This is a genomic window from Sphingobacterium paucimobilis HER1398 (assembly GCF_000416985.1).
GTDB lineage: Bacteria > Bacteroidota > Bacteroidia > Sphingobacteriales > Sphingobacteriaceae > Sphingobacterium > Sphingobacterium paucimobilis.
On the sequence record NZ_ATDL01000016.1, the window covers coordinates 176,226 to 200,784 of the forward strand.

At 41.7% G+C, this 24,559-nt stretch carries 28 protein-coding genes; 25 read left to right on the forward strand and 3 right to left on the reverse strand.

Features of this window, described 5'->3' with window-relative positions:
- Position 1: 1 nt before the first annotated feature.
- A complete protein-coding gene (locus tag M472_RS37660) occupies positions 2–850 on the forward strand; it encodes a sugar phosphate isomerase/epimerase family protein (protein ID WP_031301875.1) in 849 nt (282 codons plus the stop codon).
- A gap of 31 nt (positions 851–881) precedes the next feature.
- Here M472_RS37660 and M472_RS37665 read toward each other — a convergent pair whose 3' ends face one another.
- The gene (locus M472_RS37665) at positions 882–2,150 is read right to left on the reverse strand and encodes an NAD(P)/FAD-dependent oxidoreductase (RefSeq protein ID WP_021071155.1); all 1,269 of its coding nucleotides are present in this window, start codon (positions 2,148–2,150) and stop codon (positions 882–884) included.
- Between the two features lie 184 nt (positions 2,151–2,334).
- On the opposite strand from M472_RS37665, the gene M472_RS37670 reads away from it, so the two are divergent.
- The 21 genes from M472_RS37670 to M472_RS37770 all read left to right on the forward strand — a co-directional run bounded on the left by M472_RS37670 (position 2,335) and on the right by M472_RS37770 (position 19,832).
- A complete protein-coding gene (locus tag M472_RS37670) occupies positions 2,335–3,864 on the forward strand; it encodes an HAL/PAL/TAL family ammonia-lyase (RefSeq protein ID WP_021071156.1) in 1,530 nt (509 codons plus the stop codon).
- Between the two features lie 234 nt (positions 3,865–4,098).
- Positions 4,099–4,830 carry a 3-oxoacyl-ACP reductase FabG gene (fabG, locus tag M472_RS37675; protein WP_021071157.1) on the forward strand — a complete coding sequence of 244 codons (732 nt, stop codon included), beginning with the start codon at positions 4,099–4,101 and terminating at the stop codon, positions 4,828–4,830.
- 6 nt (positions 4,831–4,836) lie between these two features.
- A complete protein-coding gene (locus M472_RS37680; protein WP_021071158.1) occupies positions 4,837–6,063 on the forward strand; it encodes a beta-ketoacyl-[acyl-carrier-protein] synthase family protein in 1,227 nt (408 codons plus the stop codon).
- The gene (locus M472_RS37685; RefSeq protein ID WP_021071159.1) at positions 6,056–6,304 is read left to right on the forward strand and encodes an acyl carrier protein; all 249 of its coding nucleotides are present in this window, start codon (positions 6,056–6,058) and stop codon (positions 6,302–6,304) included. The genes M472_RS37680 and M472_RS37685 overlap by 8 nt, the downstream gene beginning before the upstream one ends.
- Positions 6,305–6,316: 12 nt before the next feature.
- Complete coding sequence (locus tag M472_RS37690) at positions 6,317–7,210, forward strand: LpxL/LpxP family acyltransferase (RefSeq protein WP_021071160.1); 894 nt, start codon at positions 6,317–6,319, stop codon at positions 7,208–7,210.
- 3 nt (positions 7,211–7,213) lie between these two features.
- Positions 7,214–8,119, forward strand: a complete 906-nt coding sequence (locus M472_RS37695; RefSeq protein WP_021071161.1) for a hypothetical protein — start codon at positions 7,214–7,216, stop codon at positions 8,117–8,119.
- 3 nt (positions 8,120–8,122) lie between these two features.
- A complete protein-coding gene (locus tag M472_RS37700; protein ID WP_021071162.1) occupies positions 8,123–9,256 on the forward strand; it encodes a beta-ketoacyl-ACP synthase III in 1,134 nt (377 codons plus the stop codon).
- The gene (locus M472_RS37705) at positions 9,256–9,684 is read left to right on the forward strand and encodes a hypothetical protein (RefSeq protein ID WP_021071163.1); all 429 of its coding nucleotides are present in this window, start codon (positions 9,256–9,258) and stop codon (positions 9,682–9,684) included. The genes M472_RS37700 and M472_RS37705 overlap by 1 nt, the downstream gene beginning before the upstream one ends.
- A gap of 1 nt (position 9,685) precedes the next feature.
- The gene (locus M472_RS37710; RefSeq protein ID WP_022829400.1) at positions 9,686–10,147 is read left to right on the forward strand and encodes a flexirubin-type pigment biosynthesis acyl carrier protein DarC1; all 462 of its coding nucleotides are present in this window, start codon (positions 9,686–9,688) and stop codon (positions 10,145–10,147) included.
- Between the two features lie 29 nt (positions 10,148–10,176).
- Positions 10,177–10,581 (forward strand): hypothetical protein, encoded by a 405-nt coding sequence (locus M472_RS37715; protein WP_021071165.1) that lies wholly within the window; start codon positions 10,177–10,179, stop codon positions 10,579–10,581.
- Positions 10,581–11,582 (forward strand): BtrH N-terminal domain-containing protein, encoded by a 1,002-nt coding sequence (locus M472_RS37720; protein WP_021071166.1) that lies wholly within the window; start codon positions 10,581–10,583, stop codon positions 11,580–11,582. The genes M472_RS37715 and M472_RS37720 overlap by 1 nt, the downstream gene beginning before the upstream one ends.
- Positions 11,583–11,587: 5 nt before the next feature.
- A complete protein-coding gene (locus tag M472_RS37725; RefSeq protein WP_021071167.1) occupies positions 11,588–12,337 on the forward strand; it encodes an ABC transporter ATP-binding protein in 750 nt (249 codons plus the stop codon).
- A gap of 7 nt (positions 12,338–12,344) precedes the next feature.
- Entirely contained in the window at positions 12,345–13,613 is a 1,269-nt protein-coding gene (locus M472_RS37730) for an ABC transporter permease (protein WP_144062755.1), read from the forward strand.
- Positions 13,588–14,034 (forward strand): acyl-CoA thioesterase, encoded by a 447-nt coding sequence (locus M472_RS37735; protein WP_021071169.1) that lies wholly within the window; start codon positions 13,588–13,590, stop codon positions 14,032–14,034. Before M472_RS37730 ends, M472_RS37735 begins: the two co-directional genes overlap by 26 nt.
- 11 nt (positions 14,035–14,045) lie before the next feature.
- On the forward strand, positions 14,046–15,131 hold the full coding sequence (locus tag M472_RS37740; RefSeq protein WP_200859634.1) for a beta-ketoacyl synthase N-terminal-like domain-containing protein: 1,086 nt from the start codon (positions 14,046–14,048) through the stop codon (positions 15,129–15,131).
- On the forward strand, positions 15,131–15,736 hold the full coding sequence (locus M472_RS37745) for a beta-ketoacyl-[acyl-carrier-protein] synthase family protein (RefSeq protein WP_021071171.1): 606 nt from the start codon (positions 15,131–15,133) through the stop codon (positions 15,734–15,736). The genes M472_RS37740 and M472_RS37745 overlap by 1 nt, the downstream gene beginning before the upstream one ends.
- A 2-nt stretch (positions 15,737–15,738) precedes the next feature.
- Positions 15,739–15,996, forward strand: coding sequence for a phosphopantetheine-binding protein (locus M472_RS37750; protein ID WP_021071172.1), 258 nt, complete (start codon positions 15,739–15,741; stop codon positions 15,994–15,996).
- A gap of 3 nt (positions 15,997–15,999) precedes the next feature.
- Complete coding sequence (locus M472_RS37755; protein WP_021071173.1) at positions 16,000–17,196, forward strand: beta-ketoacyl-[acyl-carrier-protein] synthase family protein; 1,197 nt, start codon at positions 16,000–16,002, stop codon at positions 17,194–17,196.
- 84 nt (positions 17,197–17,280) lie between these two features.
- Positions 17,281–18,339, forward strand: coding sequence for a beta-ketoacyl synthase N-terminal-like domain-containing protein (locus M472_RS37760; protein WP_031301878.1), 1,059 nt, complete (start codon positions 17,281–17,283; stop codon positions 18,337–18,339).
- A 97-nt stretch (positions 18,340–18,436) separates the two neighbouring features.
- On the forward strand, positions 18,437–19,213 hold the full coding sequence (locus M472_RS37765; RefSeq protein ID WP_021071175.1) for a polysaccharide deacetylase family protein: 777 nt from the start codon (positions 18,437–18,439) through the stop codon (positions 19,211–19,213).
- Positions 19,203–19,832, forward strand: coding sequence for an outer membrane lipoprotein carrier protein LolA (locus tag M472_RS37770; RefSeq protein ID WP_021071176.1), 630 nt, complete (start codon positions 19,203–19,205; stop codon positions 19,830–19,832). The genes M472_RS37765 and M472_RS37770 overlap by 11 nt, the downstream gene beginning before the upstream one ends.
- A 186-nt stretch (positions 19,833–20,018) precedes the next feature.
- Here the strand turns inward: M472_RS37770 and M472_RS37775 are convergent, their stop codons facing one another.
- Positions 20,019–21,668 (reverse strand): M56 family metallopeptidase, encoded by a 1,650-nt coding sequence (locus tag M472_RS37775; RefSeq protein ID WP_021071177.1) that lies wholly within the window; start codon positions 21,666–21,668, stop codon positions 20,019–20,021.
- 1 nt (position 21,669) lies between these two features.
- The gene (locus tag M472_RS37780; RefSeq protein WP_021071178.1) at positions 21,670–22,032 is read right to left on the reverse strand and encodes a BlaI/MecI/CopY family transcriptional regulator; all 363 of its coding nucleotides are present in this window, start codon (positions 22,030–22,032) and stop codon (positions 21,670–21,672) included.
- Between the two features lie 458 nt (positions 22,033–22,490).
- Here M472_RS37780 and M472_RS37785 point away from each other — a divergent pair, with 458 nt between their 5' ends.
- Genes M472_RS37785 through M472_RS37795 form a run of 3 tightly spaced genes read left to right on the forward strand, consistent with a single transcriptional unit; the run spans position 22,491 to position 24,549 of the window.
- Positions 22,491–22,862 (forward strand): hotdog family protein, encoded by a 372-nt coding sequence (locus M472_RS37785; RefSeq protein WP_021071179.1) that lies wholly within the window; start codon positions 22,491–22,493, stop codon positions 22,860–22,862.
- Positions 22,863–23,354 (forward strand): hypothetical protein, encoded by a 492-nt coding sequence (locus M472_RS37790; RefSeq protein ID WP_021071180.1) that lies wholly within the window; start codon positions 22,863–22,865, stop codon positions 23,352–23,354.
- Between the two features lie 7 nt (positions 23,355–23,361).
- Positions 23,362–24,549, forward strand: a complete 1,188-nt coding sequence (locus tag M472_RS37795) for a DUF2062 domain-containing protein (protein ID WP_021071181.1) — start codon at positions 23,362–23,364, stop codon at positions 24,547–24,549.
- The last annotated feature ends 10 nt before the right edge of the window (positions 24,550–24,559 follow it).

Sequence of the window (24,559 nt, forward strand, 5' to 3'; positions counted from 1 at the left end):
TATGAGAAAGATCAGTTTATTTGCCTTTACCGTCGTGCTAGGGGTATTTTTGTTGTCCTTTGGTAGTAGCAAAGCGACCAAAGATAGGCCTGAAGAGCGCCTTGGATGGAAATTAGGAGCGCAAGCTTATACTTTTCGCTTGTTTTCGTTTGCGGAAGCGTTAGACAAGCTGGATAGCTGTAATCTAGGTTATGTCGAAGCTTTTCCCGGACAAACTATCGGTGCTGGAAGTACAGAAAAGATGGGGTATCAACTGTCTCCCGAGGGTAGGCGGCTTGTTAAAAAACTTTTAAAGGAAAAGGGCGTGACGCTGCACGCTTTTGGTGTAGTAGGAGCAAAAGATGCCGAGGAATGGGAGAAGGTTTTTGCTTTTGCTAAAGATATGGGGATTAAAGTGTTGACTGTAGAGCCTTCAGATGCTCACTTAGACATCGTCTCTGGTCTTTGCGATAAATATCAGATCAAAGCGGCACTGCACAATCATCCTGAACCGTCAAAATATTGGAATCCGGGGGTGGTTTTGAAGTCACTCGAAGGCAGAAGTAAACGGATGGGAGCTGCTGCAGATGTGGGACATTGGATGCGTTCTGGCTTGGATCCCGTGGCTTGTTTGAAACAATTGGAAGGACATATTGTCCATCTCCATTTCAAGGATTTAAATGAGTTTGGGAATAAGAATGCTCACGATGTGCACTGGGGCACAGGCAAGTTACCTCTGCAGGCTGTTATAGATGAATTGAAGCGGCAGAAGTTTAAAGGTATGCTTTCTGCGGAATATGAATATAACTGGAAAAACAGTAAAGAAGATGTTCGGTTGAGTGCAATAAATTTCAGAAAGCTGATAAAGTAAATGAAAAAGGGAGGTTTAAAACCTCCCTTTTTTATTGGTATGTTTTCTCAATATTATCGGATAGCTCTTTGTTGTTTTCCAACATATAGGCTATACTCCTGATAACACGATTGTGCTTTTTGACAAATGGATTTTCTTCATTCCAGACGTAACCAGCGAGTACCGCACATACTTTCTCCTTAACATCTAGGTTTTCAGGTCTATGAAAGAATAGTGTCTGTAGATTGCCCGTATACCACTCTTTTACATACGTGGTGAACACATCAATACCGCGTTGCATGTAATGTGTAAAATCTTTTTCCCAATCTATTTGCTCTCCATTAATCTCTCTCCATGCCAGTTTTGCTGCAAGTATGCCGGATTCGGTTGCAAAGCATACTCCAGATGAAAATACCGGATCTAGAAACTCAGAACTATTCCCAGTGAGAGCAAAACCATCACCATACATTTTAGTGACTGCTGCAGAATAGTTTTTTAGATGGATGGGGTCAAAGAGGAACTCGGTTCCGGCAAATCTTTTGACATAGAAATCGGAGAGCTGTATTGCCTTTTTTAGCGCTAAAGCGGTATCGCCATTTGCTGCGAGCTGTTCGATAAAAGCGGTGTCTGCTACTATTCCCAGACTTGTGTTGCCATTGGAAAATGGGATAACCCAAAGCCATACTTCTGTATCCAGCACATCAAAAGAAATTTGTGTTCCTTCTACTCCTGCTGGTCTGTTGATGTCTTTGACATGAGAAAAGATGGCAGAATGTGGATTTAGTTTTGAAGGCTTGTCCAAGTGGAGCAATCTTGGTAATACCCGGCCGTATCCACTGGAATCGATTACAAATTTAGCTTTGATCTGTGATTCATTCCCTTCTTTATCCACAATGGTCGTTATAGAATCTGAGCCCTCAAAGGAGATCGCTGTCACCGTCGTTTCAAAGCTGATATCAACGCCCTTCTCGATCAGTGTGTCGGTCATGATCTTATCAAAATCTGCTCTAGGGATTTGCCAGGTCCAATCCCAACCTTCGCCAAATTTTTTGCTGAAATCAAAAATACTGATCACCTGTCCTCGGATGAAACGGGCGCCAGGCTTCTTTTGGAAATTTTGTTTGTTGAGACTGTCTAGAAGACCTGCTTCTTCAAAGTGATCCATGACACGAGGAATGAGACTTTCGCCTACTACCAGTCTAGGAAATTTACTTTTTTCTACGACTTTGATATTCGCCCCTTGTTTCTGTAAATATCCAGCGGCAACACAGCCCGAAGGTCCAGCGCCAATAATCAAAATGTCAACTTCGCTTGTACTCATTCTATTAAAGAAATCAATTTTAACCTAAATAAAACTGTTTATTTAGTATTCCTCTTTGATCAAGGACTTTATTATAGCAGAAATGTGTTATTTTTGCACTCAGCTATTGACAAAGGTACTTAATTATCTTGTTGACAGAAGAAGATAATCTAAAATTGGAAGTAAAAAGAGGGTATATAAATTAATGATTTCTATTCATAAAGATCTTTCATTAGATCAGTTTGCAAATGTATTATTGCATCACGAACAGGTCGGCTTAGCCGCTGAAACTGTTGAGGTGGCTAAAGAGAGTTTTTCGTTTCTAAAGTCATTTATCGAGAATAAGATAATCTATGGTATAAATACGGGTTTTGGGCCTATGGCTCAGTATCGCATACAAGAGGCCGATCGCATTCAGTTACAGTACAACCTTATTCGTAGCCATGCTTCGGGGACTGGAGATTTGTTGCCGCCCGCTATTGTCAAAGCCGCTATGCTTACCCGCTTATGCAATCTTTCGAAAGGGAAATCTGGTGTGCACATCTCCGTATTGGAGCTGCTGCAGGAGTTTATTAACCGCGATATTACCCCTGTTATCTTTGCACATGGAGGTGTTGGCGCGAGTGGTGATTTAGTGCAGCTAGCGCATTTAGCCCTGACATTAATAGGAGAAGGGGAGGTAATATACCAAGAACAAAGGAGACCGACATCGGAGGTGTTCACAGAATTGGGGTTACGCCCTATTGCAGTAGAAATACGAGAAGGGATTTCCCTGATTAATGGGACCTCGGTGATGACGGGGGCGGGAATGGTAAACTATTTTCACGCCAAGCAGCTCCTGTCTTGGTCCGTGAAGCTGTCTTCCATTATGAACGAATTAGTCAAGGCGCACGATGACCATTATTCGAATACCCTAAATGAGGTAAAAAAACATCAAGGACAGCAGGATATCGCTGCGATGATGCGTGCACACTTGGCCGATTCTAAATTGATTCGCAAGCGAGAAGAAGATTTGTATTCGGGCAATAACCTGGAGGAAATTTTTAAAGATAAGGTGCAGGAGTACTATTCGTTACGCTGTGTGCCTCAGATTCTGGGACCTATTTTAGAAACGATTGAACAGGTCGGTGTTATCCTGGAAAATGAGGTGAACTCGGTCAGTGACAATCCGATCATATCGGTGGAAGATCAGAATGTATACCACGGTGGTAATTTTCACGGGGACTATATCTCCTTAGAAATGGATAAATTGAAACTGGCTATTACTCGATTGACAATGTTGTCGGAGCGACAGTTGAATTATCTGATGAACGCCAAGATCAACGAGATTCTACCTCCATTTGTCAATATGGGGAAACTGGGCTTTAATTTTGGAATGCAGGGTGCTCAGTTTACGGCTACGTCGACTACAGCGGAGAACCAGACCCTTTCCAATTCGATGTACGTACATAGTATACCAAACAATAATGATAACCAGGATATTGTGAGTATGGGTACCAATGCAGCTGTTATTACACATAAGGTGATAGTCAATGCGTACGAGGTTTTGGCGATACAGCTCATATCTATTGCTCAGGCTATTGATATTCTATCCTATCAAGAGCTGGTTTCTTCTCCAACGAAAGAGCTTTATGAAGCGATAAGAAATATAATACCTGCTTTTTCAGAGGATAAACCGTTGTATACTGCGATCCAATCTGTGAAAGATTATTTAATGAAACAAGACGCGTCATGATGAAATATCCATATAGTACAGACTGCACAAATACGAATGACCGCGAAGCAGCATGCACAACAATCCGTGCATAATATAGTTTGGATATTCCGTCCCGACTGGTCGGGGCAAGTTAATGGCTATTAAAGAATAAATTATACACATATGAAATATCCATGTAGCACAGACTGCACAAACACGAATGAATATACTTTGGATATTCCATATGACAGATAAAAGACAAATTATATACATATGAAATGTGCATTAGTAACCGGAGGTTCCCGAGGTATAGGTCGAGCGATTTGTCAGAAATTAGCTGCTGATTTAAACTATTATGTCTTAATCAATTATCAGGGTAATGAAGCCGCTGCACGAGAAACGCTGCGGTTAATTGAAGAGGCAGGGGGCAAGGGGGCCGTGTTGAAATTTGATGTTGCGGATGAAACTGCTGTGAATACCGCGTTGACAACCTGGATGGAAAATCACTCTGATGCGGTGGTTGAGGTGGTGGTTAATAATGCGGGTATTGCTAAAGACGGTTTGTTTATGTGGATGAAAAAAGAAGATTGGCAAAGCGTATTGGATATATCTTTGAATGGATTTTTTCATGTGACCAACTTTTTCATTCAGAAGATGTTACGTAGCCGTTATGGGCGTGTCATCAATGTGGTCTCGGTTTCAGGAGTTAAGGGTACCGCTGGACAGACCAATTATTCAGCCGCTAAGGCGGGTGTAATTGGTGCGACAAAGGCGTTAGCCCAAGAGGTTGCTAAGCGTAATGTGACGGTGAATGCGGTTGCGCCAGGATTTATCCAGACTGATATGACGGCCGAAATGGATGAGCAGGAATTGGTTAAGCTTATTCCGGCCAATCGGTTTGGGAAAGCAGAGGAAGTTGCAGATTTAATTTCATTTTTAGCATCCAAAAAATCTGGTTATATTACAGGTGAAATTATAAATATTAATGGTGGTATTTATTCTTAGACAGGTATGAGTAAAAGGGTGGTGATTACAGGGATGGGTATCTATTCTTGTATAGGGACAAACTTGGAAGAGGTGAGACAATCACTATTCGAGGGGAAATCGGGTATTGTAGTGGACGAGTCTAGAATAGGGTTTGGATTTAAATCACCGCTTACAGGAATGGTTCCTACTCCCAATCTTAAGAATGAACTGACTCGTAGGCAGCGAATCAGTATGGGTGAAGAGTCAGAGTATGCCTATATAGCTACCCGTGAGGCTTTACAACAAGCCAATATTGATCTTACTTACCTGGAGACTAACGAAGTCGGAATTTTGTATGGCAATGATAGCGTGTCTAAAGCCGTTATTGAGGCTACGGATATCGTGCGTGACAAAAAAGATACGCAACTCATAGGTTCAGGAGCTATTTTTAAGTCCATGAACTCCACCGTAACTATGAATCTAGCTACTATTTTAGGGCTCAGAGGAATTAATATGACCATCAGTGCGGCTTGCGCGAGTGGTTCGCATGCTATTGGCTTAGGTTATATGTTTATCAAGCAAGGCCTCCAGGATATGATTATTTGTGGAGGTGCACAGGAAATCAATCCTTACGCTATGGCTAGCTTTGATGGCCTGGGCGTATTTGCTGAGGATGTTGAGCATCCGGAACTGGCGTCGCGGCCTTTTGATACTGGCCGTACAGGATTGGTTCCGAGTGGAGGAGCAGCTACGGTTATTTTAGAGAGTTATGAGTCCGCTGTAAAACGTGGAGCTCCTATTATTGCAGAAGTCCTGGGATATGGTTTTTCTTCTAATGGTGGACATATTTCCACTCCAAATATCGATGGACCGGCATTGGCTATGCGTCGTGCTTTGGAGCAGTCTGGAATCGGAGCCGAGGATGTTGATTATATCAATGCCCATGCTACCTCTACACCTATTGGGGATGCCAATGAAGCGAAAGCAATATTAGAAGTATTCGGTGGGAAGCCTTTTGTGAGTTCTACAAAATCAATGACTGGACACGAATGTTGGATGGCTGGAGCAAGCGAGATTGTATATTCGACACTCATGATGCAGCATGGCTTTATTGCGCCTAATATCAATTTGAAACAAGTAGATAAGGAATTAGAGGAATTAAATTTAGTTTCCTCAACGATAAAACGAGAATTTGACATATATTTGTCAAATTCTTTTGGATTTGGTGGAACAAATTCAGCGGTGGTAGTTAAGAGATTTAATAATGAGTAACGCGGATATTAAGCAGAAGATAAATGAAATTTTAGTGGAGGAATTTGAGGTGGAAGCGGAGGTGATACAGCCCGAAGCTCCTCTTCGAGAATCTCTTGATTTGGATAGTTTGGACTATGTGGACCTGGTCGTGTTGATCGAGTCTAATTTTGGTGTCAAATTGGGGGAGTCAGATTTTGCAGGGATGACTACTTTTCAGGATTTTTATAACGTGATTGCACATAAAATATCGGTAAAATAAAATTAGATAACGATGAGCCAATGGGACGGAAGGTCGAAAGGAACACTCCTTGGCTATAAAATTTTTGTTTTCTTTATTAAGAAATTTGGCGTCCGTACTGCTTACGGACTTCTTGTTTTTGTAGCGCTCTATTATTTTCTGTTCTACCCCCGGAGTTTTAAGAATATCTTCTATTACCTCCATCAACGTCAGGGATTTTCAAGATGGACTTCCTTTTGGAAAGTATATCGTGTTTATTTTGTGTTTGGACAGACTATTATTGACAAAGTGGCTATTTCTGCGGGTATGCGCAACCAGTTTACGTATGATTTTGACGGAATAGACTCTCTTAAGGAAATTTTGCAAGAGCGTAGGGGAGGGATCTTGATTTCGGCCCATGTTGGTAATTTTGAAATTTCGGAGCAGTTTTTTTCGGATCTTGATCTCAGCTTTCAGATCAACCAGGTGACTGTAGATCAAGAAGTATCCGTGATTAAAGAATATTTGCAAACGATCGCCGGAAAATCTACTATAAAACATATCTACATCAAGGATGATATGTCGCATGTATTTGATATTAATGATGCGCTTTCTAACAACGAGTTGATTTGTTTTACGGGAGATCGTTATTTTGAAGGGTCTAAAGTATTGGAAGCGGAGCTATTGGGGAGGAAGGCCTTTTTTCCAGCAGGTCCTTTTCATTTGGCATCAAGATTGGGTGTGCCTATAATCTTTGTGTACGTCATGAAAGAGACGAGTAGCCATTACCATCTTTATGCGCGCCGTGCAGGAGCAGTTAAGCGTAGGGATGCACAAGCTGCATTGGAAGCGTATGTAAAAAGTGTGGAGGGAATCTTATCCCGCTATCCGTTACAATGGTTTAACTACTTTGATTTTTGGAATAGAGAGGAGAGGACTTCTCCATAAATTATGAAAAATGTTTTAGTAATTTACTACAGTCAGTCTGGACAGCTCGAAGAAATAGCTCAATCCATAGCGCGTCCTTTTTTGGATGATGCGGATGTGAGGCTTGATTTTTACGAGATTCGTACGGTTCATTCTTTTCCTTTTCCTTGGCGAGGGGATGTGTTTTTTGATGTTTTTCCGGAAACTTTTCAGCAAATTCCGGAAGAGATTCATCCTCCGGCGCCGCATATTTTAGAGCGTAAGTATGACCTGATTTTATTTCATTATCAAGTTTGGTATTTGACACCCTCTATTCCGACTAATTCTTTTCTCAAAAGTGATTATGCCAAGACCCTCTTGGGAGAGACGCCGGTTGTAACCATTAGTGGATCCCGTAATATGTGGGCCAAGGCACAGGATAAGGTAAAAGCTTTATTGCTCCAGAATGGTGCTCAATTAGTAGGAAATATTGCATTGACAGATAGACATCATAATATGATCTCGGTGGTGACTATCGTAGATTGGTTGTTTTCTGGAGTAAAACGGAAAGCCTACGGTATATTCCCTCTGCCTGGGGTAGCTGATCAGGAGATTAGAGGTGCATCCAAATATGGAGAGACCATTCTTTCGCGATTGAAGGAAGGAGATTTCAGGGGCATGCAGGAATCATTGTTGGCCCAGGGGGCAGTTGATTTTCGGTTTTTCTTAGTTTCGATGGACAAGAAGGCTAATCGGATGTTTCATATCTGGTCCACGTTGATTCTCAAAAACCCGAGAAAACGCAGCGTGTTGGTCAACTGTTTTAAATATTATGTGATTTTTGCTGTATATTTTCTGTCCCCTATTGTATTTTTAATCGAATTATTGCTGTTTCCGATTTTATATTTTGCTAGAATTAAAAAGGAAAAGGCCCATTATCAAGGTATTTAACAGATGAATCAAGTTTTTATAAATCGTGTAAGTAAATTTTTGCCCAATGAACCCATTGTTAATGAGGATATGGAGATATATCTTGGTAAAATTAACGATAGGGAATCTAAAGCTAAGCGTATTGTTTTACGGAATAACGGTATACAGACCCGGTATTATGCGCTTACAAAAGATGGTGTGCCTACACATACGAACGTACTGCTTACTGCAAATGCTATCCGCAATCTGTTGGATGCGGATTTTAAAGCTTCGGATATTCAATTGATTTCTTGTGGTACCTCCTCTCCCGATTATTTGATGCCTTCGCACGCTGTGATGGTTCATGGAGAGTTGAAGAATGGACAGTCGGAAGTTAATTCTGCTTCGGGCAACTGTTGTGCGGGTATGAATGCCCTAAAATTTGGTTATCTGTCGGTAAAGGCTGGAAATACTGCGAATGCGGTATGTACCGGCTCTGAGCGCATGTCTTCCTGGATGTTGGCCGATCATTATAATAAGGAGGTTGAAAATCTTAAAGATCTGGAAGAACAGCCAATTATTGCTTTTAATAAGGATTTTTTACGCTGGATGCTTTCTGATGGAGCGGGGGCAATGCTTTTGGAAAATGAGCCAAGAGGACCTCTCCCGATGCGTATCGAATGGATAGAGGGGTACTCTTACGCACATGAGCTCGAAGTGTGTATGTACGCTGGGGCTGACAAGCTTGCTAATGGTGATCTAAAGCCCTTCAGTGATTATCATTCTGTAGAATGGCTTAATCAATCTGTTTTTGCTGTTAAGCAGGATACAAAGCTCTTGGATAAATATATTTTGGATAAAGGGGTCGAAAGTATGAAGGACGCCATGGAGAAGCACGGTATTACCCCTGAGGATGTGGACTACTTACTGCCCCATGTTTCGTCACATTATTTTGTAGACGGTCTTTATGATCGCTTTGCGAAAGCAGGAATAGAGATTACAAGGGACAAATGGTTTATGAACTTACGTTCTGTCGGTAATGTGGGAGCGGGTTCGGTGTACCTGATGTTAGAAGAATTAGTCCATTCCGGACGTTTGCAAAAAGGACAACGTATTTTGTTGTGTGTACCTGAAAGTGCACGTTTTACCTATTCTTACGCCTATTTAACTGTTTGCTAATGGTTCCGGTACAAGGAGAAGATATCTTGAAGTTAATTCCACAGCGGTTTCCTATGGTGATGATCGATAGGTTACTTGCATACACCTTAGAGACCGTTGTTGTTGATTTTGAAGTAAAGGTGGATAATCTTTTTGTCCTCGGTATCCACATGCAGGAGAGCGGATTATTAGAACATATGGCACAGTCGGTGGCGGCGCACACGGGCTATAGTTACTATATCCGTGGCGAACAAGCGCCTACTGGATATATCGGTTCTATTCAGAAAGCTGAAGTGCACAGATTACCTTCATTAGGGGAGGTGTTAACCAGTCGGGTGGAGATTGTTCAAGAATTTATGGGCGTTACCTTGGTGCATATAGAAACATATATAGCAGAGGAATGTATAGGCTCTGCGCAGATGAAAACAGTTATTGCTTCAACGTCTTGATATGACAACAGAATCTATCAAAATACCAATTCATGAGTTTTTACCACATAGGGAGCCTATGTTGATGGTAGATTATATTGTTGAGATCAGTCAAGGGCATGTGATATGTGAATATACGATCGAATCTGACTGTGTGTTTCTGGCGGACAACGCGCTACAGGAGGTCGGGTTGATAGAACATATGGCGCAGACCTGTTCGTCCATCGTGGGACAAAACTATTATACCGCTGATTATGATCCGGAGATCGATGAGCGTGTTATTGGATTCATCTCTGCGATTAAAAGTATAAGTATTGCGTGTCTGCCCGACAAAGGAGAGTGTATCCGTACGACTGCCAGTTTGGTTTCTCAGTTTGAAGGTGTGGGGTATACCATATGTACCATGTCGGTTATCGCAGAAGTACAAGGCAACAAAATAGCAGAGGCTGAGATCAATTTATTCTTACAGGAGCGTGAATTTTGATAGCCATTAAATAAACAAATTATATACATATGAAAAAGTCGGAAGTACCTCAGGATAGTGGCCGGATTGTGCAAAAAGGCTCTCGAGAAATGTATTATGCTGTAGATGAAGATGGCAAATATACTACGGCCTTGAGTACAGGCTGGGAAGCGAAAAACATTGTACAGGATCACACGATGGAAGTTCTTCAGGCAGAAATCGATCAGGCTAAGGCGGATGTAAAGGTGGGCAAGCGGAGCCCTGTCTATTATTATATGTTATTGACGAGAATGGATTTAGGCGTTCTGTCGGGGTATACAGGTTTTTGGCAATGGCGTATTAAGCGTCATTTCCGACCAACGGTATTTAATAAATTGAGTGATGATCGGTTACAGAAGTATGCTGATGCATTTGATATTACAGTAGCAGAGTTAAAGAATTTTAAAGCAGATTAATGCAGTTAGATTTTACACATCACCAATCTGCACATTGTGAAAGTGGGGTGGCTTCAAACTTATTAAAAGATAAGGGACTCAATCTCTCTGAGCCTATGGTGTTTGGCTTGGGGGCAGGTATTTTTTATGTCTATCTGCCTTTTTTGAAGGTCAGTAATGCTCCGGGACTGAGTTATCGTCCTATGCCGGGGTGGATCTTTAGCCGTATGGCCAAGCGTTTGGGGATTAAGATTGAGCGGAAGAAGTTTTCGAGCCCGGCTAAGGCTCAACAGCAGCTGGATGAGAATCTAAAACAGCATATCCCTTCGGGATTACAGGTAGGGGTCTATCACCTACCGTATTTTCCGGATGATTATAGGTTCCATTTCAATGCCCATAATCTAGTCATCTATGGTAAGGAAGGCAGTGAGTATCTCGTGAGCGATCCTACTATGGAAGGTGTCCACCGGCTGACGGAAAAGGAGTTGGAACGGGTGCGCTTTGCAAAAGGTGTACTGGCTCCGAAAGGGCATTTATATTATCCAACCTATGTACCTGCTGAGCATGATATTGATTGGGTAAAAGCTATTCGCAAGTCGATACGGAAAGCCTGCAATGATATGTTGGCTCCTGTTCCTATAGTCGGTGTAAGGGGAATGCGTACGGTAGCCAAGGCTATTGCCAAGTGGCCCCAAAAGGTGGGGGTACCGAAGGCCAATTATTACTTGGCTCAGATGGTACGTATGCAGGAGGAGATAGGTACAGGTGGTGGTGGTTTCCGTTATATTTACTCCGCTTTCTTGCAGGAAGCGGGACATAAGACCAGTAATGCTGCTTTACTCGATTTATCCAAAGAAATGACAGCGATTGGCGATCTGTGGCGTGATTTTGCTGTAAATGCTTCTCGGGTATATAAAAAGAGGAGTAATCAAGATGATGTATATAATACATTGTCTGCGGAGTTGCTTCACTTGGCGGATCTTGAAGAAGCTTTTTTTAAGAAGCTGAAAAATGCTGTTTAGATAATATGGAGATCATTCGAATAGATAGTCTTTCTAAGAAATATAAAGACAGCGATTATTACTCGGTGGAGAATCTCAGTCTTCAGATTTCCGAGGGGGAGGTGTTTGGATTATTGGGACCGAATGGTGCTGGTAAGACGACATTAATCTCGATGCTCTGTGGTCTGGTCAAGCCTACGTCAGGTAGCTTTACGATTGCTGGTCTTTCTTATCGGGAGTCGGCCATGGCTATCCGCCGATTGATTGGTGTTGTTCCACAGGAATATGCATTGTATCCCACGCTGACCGCTACGGAGAATCTGGTTTATTTTGGGGCGATGTATGGTTTGAAAGGAAAGAATCTAAACCAATTGGTGGAGGCGGGTTTAGCAGAAATGGGGCTATCCAAGTTTGCACATAAAAAAATAGGTGCTTTTTCGGGAGGTATGAAACGTAGGGTCAACCTATTGGCGGGAATTCTACATGATCCAAAATTGCTTTTTTTGGATGAACCTACCGTTGGGGTGGACGTGCAGTCTAAAAACGCAATTCTTGATTTTCTGAAAGAGCGAAACCAATCGGGTATGACCTTGGTATATACTTCGCACCATCTTATTGAAGCGCAAGAATTGTGTGATCGTATTGCCATTATTGAAGGAGGAAAGGTGATCGCTCAGGGGACACCTCAGGAATTGATTCACACGACTCAGGACGCACGCAATTTGGAAGATGTGTTTATTGCATTGACAGGAAGGGGGCTTAGAGATGTTATATAAGTTGGCGATGGCTATTCGGAAAGAGCTCATCCTTCAATCTAGAGATATTGGTGGGCTTATTATTCTTTTCGTGATGCCTATGGTTCTGTTGGTTACCATTACTATGGTGCAGAAGGGATCCTTTGATTCTATCACGGGGACCCGGATTCCTGTGCTGTTGGTAGATAATGATCGAGGAGAGATTGCGGAGACGGTTAGAAAAGAATTGGGGAGTACAGGGAATTTTGCTATTGTCGAGGAGATCGGTGATCAGACGCTGTCCGAGGCATCCGCAAAGGATGCTGTCTTTAGAGGAGATTATCAATTGGCTATTGTACTTCCACCAAAATTGAGTGACGATCTGAACCTACATATTAAACAGAACGTGGATAAAGTAATGGCGGAGTTTTCGTATTCCGATTCGGATACGGTCCATGCTGCTGCTGTGACAATCCAAAAGAAGGATGTTAATCTGTATTTTGATCCTGCTACACAGGAATCTTTTAAAACTGCGATAAAAAGTTCTATCGATAAGCTGATTGCTACGATAGAGAAAGATAAGGTTTACAACGTATTTCAGGAAGAACTGGGAGTCAGCGAAGAAGCTGTTTTTGATCAGGATCAGATTCTCCAATACCGTGAGATTGGCCCTGCGGAAGGAGGAGCTGCGATAAAACCTAGTGCTGTACAGCACAATGTACCAGCTTGGTCTTTATTCGCTATTTTCTTTATCGTTGTCCCTCTTTCTATCAATATCGTGAAAGAAAAGTCACAGGGTACTATGGTCCGTCTTATCACGAATCCTGTGCCTTATACGTTGTTTCTTTTGGGGAAGACTTTTACCTATCTGCTGGTTAGCCTGATTCAATTTTATTTGATGCTTGTGGTTGGGGTATATGTATTTCCACTGCTGGATTTGCCTTCCTTTGAGGTCGGTGCTAATTTTATGCAGTTGTCTACCATGGCGCTCTTTGCAGGGCTTGCCGCTATAGGTTTCGGTATCTTATTAGGAACGATAGCCACGACACAGGAACAGTCTGCTCCATTTGGGGCTACATTTGTTGTTATTTTGGCGGCGATAGGCGGGGTGTGGGTGCCTGTTTTTGTGATGCCTGCTGTGATGCAGACTATTTCAAGGCTTTCTCCCATGAACTGGGCACTGAACGGTTTTTATGATATTCTGCTCCGGCAGGGGAGTTGGATGGCTATTCTGCCTCAACTAATTTTATTACTTTTGTTTTTTATGCTTACGTTGCTGATAGCGGTCCTCTATGATAAGAAGAAAAGAACTATATAGTGAAGCGAGCCATTTGAGCGTGTCCAAATGGGGGGATGTGCGGTTCAATGAGGTGGATTCCTTGGGGATTGTATGGCATGGCCATTATATCACTTTTTTTGAAGATGGACGTGAGGCTTTTGGCAGAGAACATGGTATAGATTATTTGACTGTGCAGGCTGCAGGTTATACGATACCCATCGTTAAGTCCGTTTGTGAACATAAGTTGCCGTTGCGTTATGGCGAGAAGTTTAGAGTAGATACTTCTTTTGTGGACACTCCTGCTGCCAAGGTGGTTTTTAGGTATCGAATATTTAACGAACAGGATGAGCTGGTCTGTATAGGAGAGACCACACAGGTCTTCTTGGATAGTGAGGGATTATTGACATTGAATACGCCGGATTTTATGCTTCGTTGGAAGAAGAAGGTGGGGTTGTTATAGTGTTTAAGCCAGTGTACATATCGTCAGTAAATTGTGTTACTCCACTAGGTATGGATCTGGATAGTAATTGGTCTGCCTTAATGCGGAGCGAAAGTGCCATCCGTACGGTAGATATAGGGATGCTTAAAAGTGTACCAGTGGCTCGCTTTGCTGATCCACTGGCATTAATGAAAGATCTGTCTTTATCTTTTCTGGAAAATCTGTCTTTACAGGTGGTGGTACCGTTGCTAAAGGATAAAACTATTACAGAGCGAACGGGATTTGTCCTTTCGACAACGAAAGGGAATATAGATAAACTGCGGTCTACTTCTGCTCAGGAAGCTCAATTGGGGAGAATGGGGGAAGTACTGGCTGATAGATTTGGTTTTACTGCTAAACCCATCGTTGTTTCTCATGCCTGTGTTTCGGGATTGTTGGCGGTATCCATTGCCAAACGATTGATACAGATGGGACAATATGATGAGGTATTGGTATTGGCGGCTGATCAGGTCAGTGAATTTGTGCTGTCTGGGTTTCAGTCGTTTCAAGCAATGAGTAGTGGGCCGTGTCGTCCGTTTGATGTGGAACGTGATGGCGTGACTTTGGGAGAAGCTGTTGCTGCGGCTTGGGTCACTGGGCAGTGGACAGGTAGTTTGGTACAGATTCTGGGCGAAGGGGCGATCAATGACGCGAATCATATATCCGGGCCTTCGCGCACAGGGGAGGGACTGGTACGGAGTGTAGCGGCCGCTTTTAAGGAGGCTGATATTACAGGTGACCGTATTGATTTTATCTCGGCGCATGGTACAGCAACATTGTATAACGATGAGATGGAAGCTATCGCATTTGATCGTATAGGCTTATCAGGGGTGCCTACGCATAGTTTAAAAGGTTATTATGGTCATACTTTGGGAGCTTCTGGTTTGTTGGAGTTGGTGATATCTATCAAGTCCATGTATGAAAATAGGTTAGTTGCGACCAAGGGCTTTGCTAACCTGGGAACGTCCAAATACCTCCATGTTATTCAGGATACGGCCTCGGCGGTTTTAAATTGTTGCCTGAAGACTGCTTCTGGTTTTGGGGGGAGCAATACGGCTATGATTATAAAAAAGGTGTAGTGGCAGAGACATTTTACATATCAGCATATACCACAGTGTTTGATCGACAGGTGGCGATCAACGGAGAGGTTGTGTATTTGAGTGAAGCAAGTTCCTTTGCTACGTTTGTGAAAGAAGCTGTGAAAAATATTCAGGTCGATTATCCTAAGTTTTATAAGATGGATAATCTGAGTAAGTTGACCTTCACAGCGGGTGAATACCTTTTACGGAATAGGACTACTGTAGAGGATACTGCCGTTATCTTGGCAAATCGGTCAGGGAGTCTGGACACGGATAGCCGGCATTGGGAGACGATTCAGGACGAAACGAATTATTATCCTAGCCCTGCTATATTTGTATATACATTGGCAAATATCTGTGTAGGAGAGCTGTGTATACGGCATCATTTGCTTGCGGAGAATGTTTTTTTTGTGTCTGACGGCTATGATGCGAAGAGTTTGCATGCTTACGCAGCGTATCTGTTGCTGTCTGGGAAGGCATCACGTGTGTTGTGTGGTTGGGTGGAATTATTTGGTGAAGAATATAAGGCGGTCATGTATACAGTAGAACGTACTGGGATATTACCGCATACGATAGAACAAATTGATCAATTATTTTTAATATAAAAATGGAAGAATTAAAAGAAGAGCTAAAAGGTAAGATCATTGAGGTTTTAAATTTGGAAGATATTGAAGTATCCGATATCAATGATGATGACTCCTTGTTTGGAGATGGTCTGGGATTGGATTCTATCGATGCTTTAGAGCTTATTGTTCTGCTGGATAAAGGCTATGGTATCAAATTGAGTGATCCTAAGCAAGGTAAGGCTATATTTGAATCGATCAATACAATGGCTGATTTTATCTCGAAAAATAGAACCAAATAGCTGATGTCAAGCGGTGTAGGTATTACCGGAATGGGAATTGTTTCGGCCATAGGTCTTTCTGTGGAGGAGAATCTATTGGCTCTGTCTCAATCACGGTGTGGAATTAGCCGCATTGATAATTTTGATACGAGGCATCGAGATAATGTCTTGGTTGGTGAGATCAAGCTTTCCAATCGTGATTTAGAAGATCGTGTAGGCCTTACAAAAGGACATAGTGTAACCCGAACGGGGATGCTGGGCATTCTGGCTGCCCGGCAGGCATTGCAGCAGGCGGAACTTGATCTGAAAGATACGTCTATCCGTACGGGATTGATTTCTTCTACGAGTGTAGGAGGAATGGATGTTACCGAAAAATATTTCTATGCCTATATGCAGGACGTAGAATTACAGCATTATATACGTAGTCACGATGCTGGTGTATCTACGCAACATATTGCTGATGATCTGGGTCTTAGAGGTACTGTTACGACCATCAGCACGGCTTGTTCTTCGGCTGCCAACGCGATTATGCTAGGGGCCAGGCTCATTAAGAGTGGCCGGTTGGACCGCGTTATCGTGGGAGGGACGGACGCTTTGAGCAAGTTCACCTTGAATGGCTTTAATACGCTCATGATTTTGTCGGACACCTATTGTAGACCTTTTGATCAGCATCGTAAAGGGCTGAACCTGGGAGAAGCAGCAGCTTATCTGGTTTTGGAATCGGAGGAGTTGATTGCTAGAGAAGGGAAGACGGTATTGGCGCGTGTTGTTGGTTATGGTAACGCGAATGATGCCTTCCATCAAACGGCATCGTCCGAGAATGGTGAGGGGGCATTTTTAGCTATGCAGAAGGCTTTTGCTGTCGGTGGAATAGAACCTCGTCAAATTGATTATATCAACGTGCATGGAACGGCTACACCCAATAACGATCTGTCTGAAGGTAGGGCTCTTTTACGGGCTTTTGGTGAAAAAGTGCCGATATTCAGTTCAACCAAATCCTTCACAGGACATACCTTGGCGGCGGCAGCTGCAATAGAGGCTGTGTATAGTGTTTTGGCTATTCAAGAAGGAATGGTATTTCCTAACCTTCATTTTGAGACGGCCATGGAGGAGTTTGATCTCATTCCACAAATGGATGTATTGCATAAGGAGATTGACTATGTATTGTCCAATTCTTTTGGCTTTGGAGGGAATTGTTCGACGTTAATTTTGGGGAGGTAGTTGTCAAGTGAACAAGTTATCAAGAGTTTAGTTTTCTGGATAACACGATTACAAGATAACTTGATAACTGTTTTAAAAGAAGAAATGAAAGAAAAGTGTTTTATTCGAGGTATTGGTGTGGTCTCTGCACAGGGGATCTGGCGGTCTGATTTTTTTGATGAGGCTGTAGAGATTACCGTGAGTAAAGCTTATGCTGAACAGCCTTCTTACAAAGAGCTTATTGCCCCTAATATGATCAGGCGTATGTCCAAAGGGATCAAAATGGGCATATATGCTGCGCAGCAGGCCTTAGATGAGGCAGGTGTGAGCGAATTAGATGCTGTAATTACGGGTACAGGCCTAGGCTGTTTGGAGGATTCGGAGAAATTTCTAAAAAATGTGTTGGATAACGATGAGGAGTTTTTAACACCTACTTCATTCATTCAGTCTACGCATAATACTGTGGGTGCACAGATAGCGCTGCGATTGGGCTGTAAAGCTTATAATTTTACTTACGTGAATGGAGCGGTATCCTTTGAATCGGCCTTGTTGGACAGTTTGGAACAGCTGCAGGGAGGTGATGCACATTCGATACTTGTTGGTGGCATCGATGAAATATCGGGACATACTTTTACGCTAAAGCAACTGATCGGAGAAGTGAAGGCTGACGATGTACAAGAAACAATACGAACATCCAATAGTGCAGGGGTCAATTACGGTGAAGGTGCTACGTTCTTTACGCTTAGCCATGTTTCTTCTGTAGACAGCTATGCGGAAGTGGTGGATGTATGCGTGCAAAATCGACTGGACAAAGAGGAGTTGGCTGATTTTGTAGATCGTTTTCTCGAAGTTAATAAACTGGATCGATCCGTTATTTCGGCGTTGGTTCTTGGTAATAGCGGTGATATAACATATGATCATTATTTTGAGGAGTTAGGGAAATTGTTCGAAGATCGGGCACAGTTGTACTATAAGCATCTTTACGGACATTCTGATATCGCCTCGGCCTTTGGTATGGCTACCGCCGCTTATGTGTTGAAAGAACAGTCTATCCCGGAGAATATTGTTTGGAAGGCGGGAAAACAAATACCGCTTACATACGTTTTATTATATAACCAGTATAAAGGTAGAGATCATAGCTTGGTGTTGTTGAAAAGTAGTTAGGGAGTTATCGGGTGAACAAGTTGTGAAGTTATCAACAGTTTAGTTTTCTGGATAACAGGATCACTTGATAACAGGATAACACGAAAATTATAAAAATATGTTCAGACATAAAAATATCGTTCCGGTTTTATTGTCCTTAGGGATATTGGCAGCGATATTGGCTTTGTTCTCCGTTATTTCTTGGTCTTGGTGCTTTCTTTTGATTATGCTTTGGATTGGACTGACGACTTGGGGCTCGTTTGATATTCGCCAAAGTTATTTTACCGATGTTTTTTATAAAAAGGCAAGGCATGACGGAAGAAGCTTAGCGCTTACTTTTGATGATGGACCGACACCGATTACGGAGGATTTCTTGGATTTGTTGAAAAGCTACGATGCAAAAGCTACATTTTTCTGCATCGGTAAACAGATCAATAAGCACCCTCGTATATTTAAACGTATTTTAGAGGAGGGGCATACGATCGGCAATCACACGATGATGCATTCCAAAGCATTTGGTTTTCTTACCGCGGAGCAGGTTATTTTGGAGATTAATAGTTGTGATGCGGTTGTTAATGACCTGGTACCGCTGAAGCCTCGTCTTTTCCGACCACCTTTTGGGGTGACTAATCCGCCAATGGCCAAAGCAGTCCAACAGACCAAACATCAAGTTATTGGGTGGAGTATTCGCTCATTGGATACGGTTCTTAGCAATGAGGACAAAATCTATGAACGAGTGGTCCGAAGGTTACAGCCTGGTGATATCGTTTTGTTTCATGATACCTCCGTAAAAACTCTTAGGGTATTAGAACGGGTACTTGTTTATATGAAAGAGCGTGATTGGCATTCGGTAACTGCGGATGAATTGCTAAATTTGCACGCATATGAAGATTAATTTTTTGTTATCCTTTTTTTTAGCGTTTTATGTTTCTTTTGGTGTTGCTCAGGAACAAAAAATGTCTGCTTCCGAGATTTCCTCTTTTCAGAATTTAATGCGTAAAACGGCTCAGATCAAAACATTGACAGCTGATTTTGTACAGTACAAAAAAGTCGGTTATGTTAAGAATGAGTTGATTTCTTCGGGCAAGTTTTATGTGAAGAATCCAGATAAGCTGGCGTGGTTTTATAGCAGCCCTACGGCTTATACCATGGTTTTCAATGATAAAAAGATGATGATCGAAGAGAAGGGAAAGAAAAAGATCATGGATATGGGGCGTAGTAAACAGTTTGAGAAGATCAGTCAAGCGATACAGGCCAATATGAATGGTGGCACCTATCAAGGGACAGAGTTCTCCCCCTCTTATTTTCAAAGTAATAAACTGTATATTCTAAAATTAGATCCTATTGCTAAAGAGGTTAAAAAGGCTATGAAGCAATTGGTTGTCAGTTTTGATAAATCCACCTATCAGGTCGCGGAGGTCATGTTATTGGATAATTCAAACGGTTCTACACGTTTCGTGTTTACCAATCATAAGATAAACACGACATTGGCAGAATCGATTTTTGATCTTTAACTCGTTTTGTAAGATTGCCGTCTCGTTTTTTCAGACTGTTTTTTCGTACATCTATATTACGCTATTAGGGGCTGTATCAAAGTAGAACTCATCGTCATTTCGACTGCACTATATTTCGCTCGATGACTAATCCCGATTTGGGGATGACGAGGGAGCTTCAATGATGATACAGCCTCCCATGTGCTTCTATTTTTGAAATTTATTCTTCCATTCTGGAGAGTTGTATTTTTCTTCAATTTTACGTGCATTTTCCTCGATCTTGGCAATATGAGCTTTCCATTCTGGAGAGTTATATTTTTCTTCAATTTTGCGTGCATTTTCTTCAATCTTGGCAATGTGAGCTAACCATTCCGGAGAGTTATATTTTTCTTCAATTTTTCGTGCATTTTCTTCAATCTTGGCAATGTGAGCTTTCCATTCTGGGGAGTTGAATTTCTCTTCTACTTTTTTACGGGTATCTTCCTCGATTTTGGCAATATGAGCTTTCCATTCTGGAGAGTTATATTTTTCTTCAATTTTGCGTGCATTTTCTTCGATTTTGGCGATATGAGCCAACCATTCCGGAGAGTTGAATTTTTCTTCAATTTTACGGACATTTTCCTCCATCTCGACCAGGTATGCTTCCTGCTCCGGTGCTTTTAACTTTTCTTGGATCTGCTGCCCCATTTTATTGGTGTCGGGTAGGATGAGCGGATGTATGGTGTTTTTGACCGAATCATCTAATAAGTTGATGTCCGTCAGTGAGGTGATGGCAGGGGCTGGGAGTATAGTGGTCCCGCTGGATAGACTATCTGCTTTTGTTGTTAGGGCTTTTTTATCATTTGCTGGGCTCTCGGCATTTGGCTTGGTCCAGGCTACTGATATCAAGGTAAAGGCCACTAGTAATGAGGCGGCTACCTGATGCTTTAGATTGGTATATGATGTTTCCATTCTTGCTTGAGTTATTCTTTTTATTCTATGTAATAGTTTATGCTCCGTTCCGGTGGCAGCAAGACTCATTCTAAGAGAATTAGCATTCTGCTTTAGTAATTCGACATTAAGAAGTGCTTTTGCATAAAGCGTAGGTTCAGGAAAAAACTGTACAACGCGGTCATCGCAGGCTTGTTCACGCTCTGTCCGGATGTGTCTAGACATAAGCCATATAAATGGATTGAAAAATAGGATTGTTTCGAGTATGATGTTTATCATATTTAACAAATAGTCGTTGCGTTTAATATGTGCCAGTTCATGTAGTAGAAGTGCTTCTACTTCAGAAAGAGACATCTTGTTGACATAGGCAACTGGAAAGATAATGACGGGTTTGAAAAAGCCCATTGCCAGAGGTTCATAAATAGCTTCCGATAATAGTAATTTTACATCTTTAGTGATACCGAGACTAATGATACTATCGTAAAAACGCTGTTGCCAAGTGTGGGGAACAGGAAAGTTTGAAATCCGTTTTAGATTTTTAATGCGGAGATAACTATTGGCACATAATATAGATTGTACAAGAATACCGAGCAGATATAGAGGAACAATATAAATAAAGTATTGCTGTATGGTGGGCTGGGCTTCTTGGAAATACTCCATATAGAATAACATTTTGCTTTTTTCAGACAGAGCGATGTGGTTCCCTGATAAAAACGAATAGTCCAATAGATTGAAAAATGTGTAAATGAAGCTCATAAAAACGATAAGCTGAGCTGTTAAGGCAAGGTTGTGCTTTGTGTTGGCTTTTAATCCAGGAATAGCGAGATATAGCCCAAATAGAATAAGGTATATAGCGGCTCCTTGCCATAAGGAATGTAGGAGACTCCAACCTAATGCTGTGCTGATAGATGACATCAATGCTTCCATGTTACTTGTTTTCTAGTTGATTTAAATAATCTTTGATCAAGTCTATTTCTTCTTTGCTGGCCTTATGGTTACCTAGTGCCTGCATGACCAATCTTGACGTCGAACCGTTGTATACGGTATCAATCATTTTGTTCAAGAATTGATTTTGCGTTTTTTCTTTATTGATATTGGCGGTATAGATATGTGTTTTTGAAGAAGTGTCGCGGATCACCATTTTCTTCTCATGCATAATCTGCATAAGTTTAAGGATCGTGGTATATCCGACATCTTTTTTATCTAGGGTTTCGAAGACTTCGCGTACGCTACATTGTCCTTTGTTCCAAAGAACTTGCAGGATTTCCATTTCACTCTCAGTGGGTTTCATCTTTTCTTAAGTTTATCTACGAATCTTTTCGTAATCAAATCTACGAAAGAATTCGTAAATACAAAATAAAAAATGAATTGAAATTTTTTCTAGCTGGGTCATTAGGAAATTAGCAGTGGGATACAGTGGAGATATACTAAAGATATAGCGGAGAACCTACTAAGATGGTAGATGCTTCCGAAATGCCTTATAGGTTATAGCGTATCAAGTCTAAGTAAGACACGCTGTCAACACGGAGGGAACACGGACTCAAGTCGGATAGAGTGGCTTTTGAAGCTGAATCGTTGGTGCACTGTCCGTGTCTTAATAGCGAATTGGTTTCGCTTGTTCAGTATACGGTTGCTTCGTCATGATGGGAGGGCTCGAGTCATCGTGTATTCTCTTTTTTATAGATTTCTGCTCAAAGGTGCTGCCGAATATGGATCATTTTATATAAGTTTGAAGACTAAAGAGGACATATGCTTTTACAGGATTTTTATAGGGTACAGACATTAAAGCAGCTCGATGAGCAAAAGTATAGCGCAGATATTACTTTGAATAAGGATCATGCTATTTTTAAGGGACATTTTCCGGATAAGCCTGTGACTCCTGGGGTGTGTATGATGCAGATTGTCAAGGAGCTGAGTGAACAGGTTTTACAGAGGAAGCTTTTTATGTATAAATCTTCCAATGTGAAGTTTATGGCTTTGATCAATCCAGAAGTGAATGCGGATCTAAGATTGGAACTTGACTTTTCGGGTTCAGACGAGTCTGATTATAAGGTGAAAAATACGACCTATTTTGAAGATACGGTCGCGTTAAAATTGGTATGTACATTTAAGGTGAAATAGATGGTTAATATTTTGATATCTTTTTTGTTGGCAATCTCCTTCTGGTTTCAAATCGATTTATCTTCGGTTCGCTCGAATTTTGAAAAATCGGATACCTCTAAAGAGGCTGCTGCGACATTGTATAATCAGCTCAAGAATTATAATAAAACGGATCCGGTGCTGCTGGCTTATAAAGGGGCGGCCTATGCTATGCAAGCTCGCTATGCCTCCGATCGAAAAGACAAAAAAGAGCTTTTTGTTGCAGGGGCTAAGGATATCGAAAGTGCTGTCGCTGCTGCGCCCAATAATGTGGAGATCCGTTTGGTACGACTGATTATTCAGGAGAATACGCCCAAAATCCTAAAGTATAAAGGAAATATTAATACGGATAAGCAAATGATTTTGTCTAATTTTGGTTCGCAGACCAAGGTGGTGAAAGATATGGTCAAGCGCTATGCCGATAGCCGTTCGGCTGTCTTTACTGCGGCTGAATTGCGTACATTAACCCCGTAGAACTCGTATGGAAGATTCTTTAAAACAGCGGCTTACTCATTTGGGAATTGTTGTTGTTATACCTACGTATAATAACGAGAAGACGCTGTGTCGCGTGTTGGATGGTGTTTTGAACTATACGGAGCAGGTTATCGTGGTGAATGACGGTTCGACCGATGGGACTTCCCGGATATTAGATGATTATAAGGGTATAGAACGTATCGACTTTGCGCATAATAAAGGTAAAGGTTGTGCGTTGCGGGCCGGTTTGGCAAGAGCACGGGAGCAAGGGTATGAATATGCTATAACAATTGATTCGGATGGTCAGCACTATCCTAGTGATTTGGTTGCTTTTGTCGAGGAGATTGAAAGATCGGAAACACCTGTTTTGCTGATCGGTGCTCGTAATATGACACAGGATTCTGTCCCCAAAAAGTCTTCTTTTGGAAATAAATTTTCCAATTTCTGGTTTTGGTTTGAGACGGGCATCCGATTGGAAGATACACAATCGGGATACAGGGCCTATCCCTTAAATGTTATTCCGAGGAAATATTACACCCGTAAGTTTGAATTTGAAATTGAGATTATTGTACGTGCTGCATGGAATGGTGTAGCTGTTAGAAATACACCGGTACAGGTGCTGTATGATCCTTCGGAGCGTGTTTCTCATTTTCGACCTTTTAAGGATTTTACGCGGATCAGTATCTTGAATACGGTATTGGTGTTTCTTACTTTTTTTTATATTATCCCCCGAAATTTTTTCCGCTCGTTCAAAAAAAAAAGTTTGAATGATTTTATAAAGGAAAATATCTTTGGTTCAGAAGACTCTCCGGAGAAGATGGCGGCCTCTATTGGTTTTGGTGTTTTTATGGGGATTGCTCCTGTTTGGGGATTTCAGACAGCACTAGTTATTACCTTGTCGGTTTTTTTTCGATTGAATAAGGTACTGTCCTTTGCTTTTTCAAATGTTAGTTTACCTCCTTTTATACCATTGATTATTTATGCGTCGCTTCTTGTTGGCGGATTGGTGCTACCTTCAGCTGGTGCTAATGGGGTGTTGAAATTGGATAGTATTAGCTTTGATACGATACAGCAACATTTGGTGCAATATCTGGTCGGGTCTTTATTGTTAGCGACGATAATGGGACTATTGGTCGGATTTGGCAGTTATATTTTAATCCGTATGAAGCAGAATAAATCGGTATCAGCTGAATAATGCATTTGTT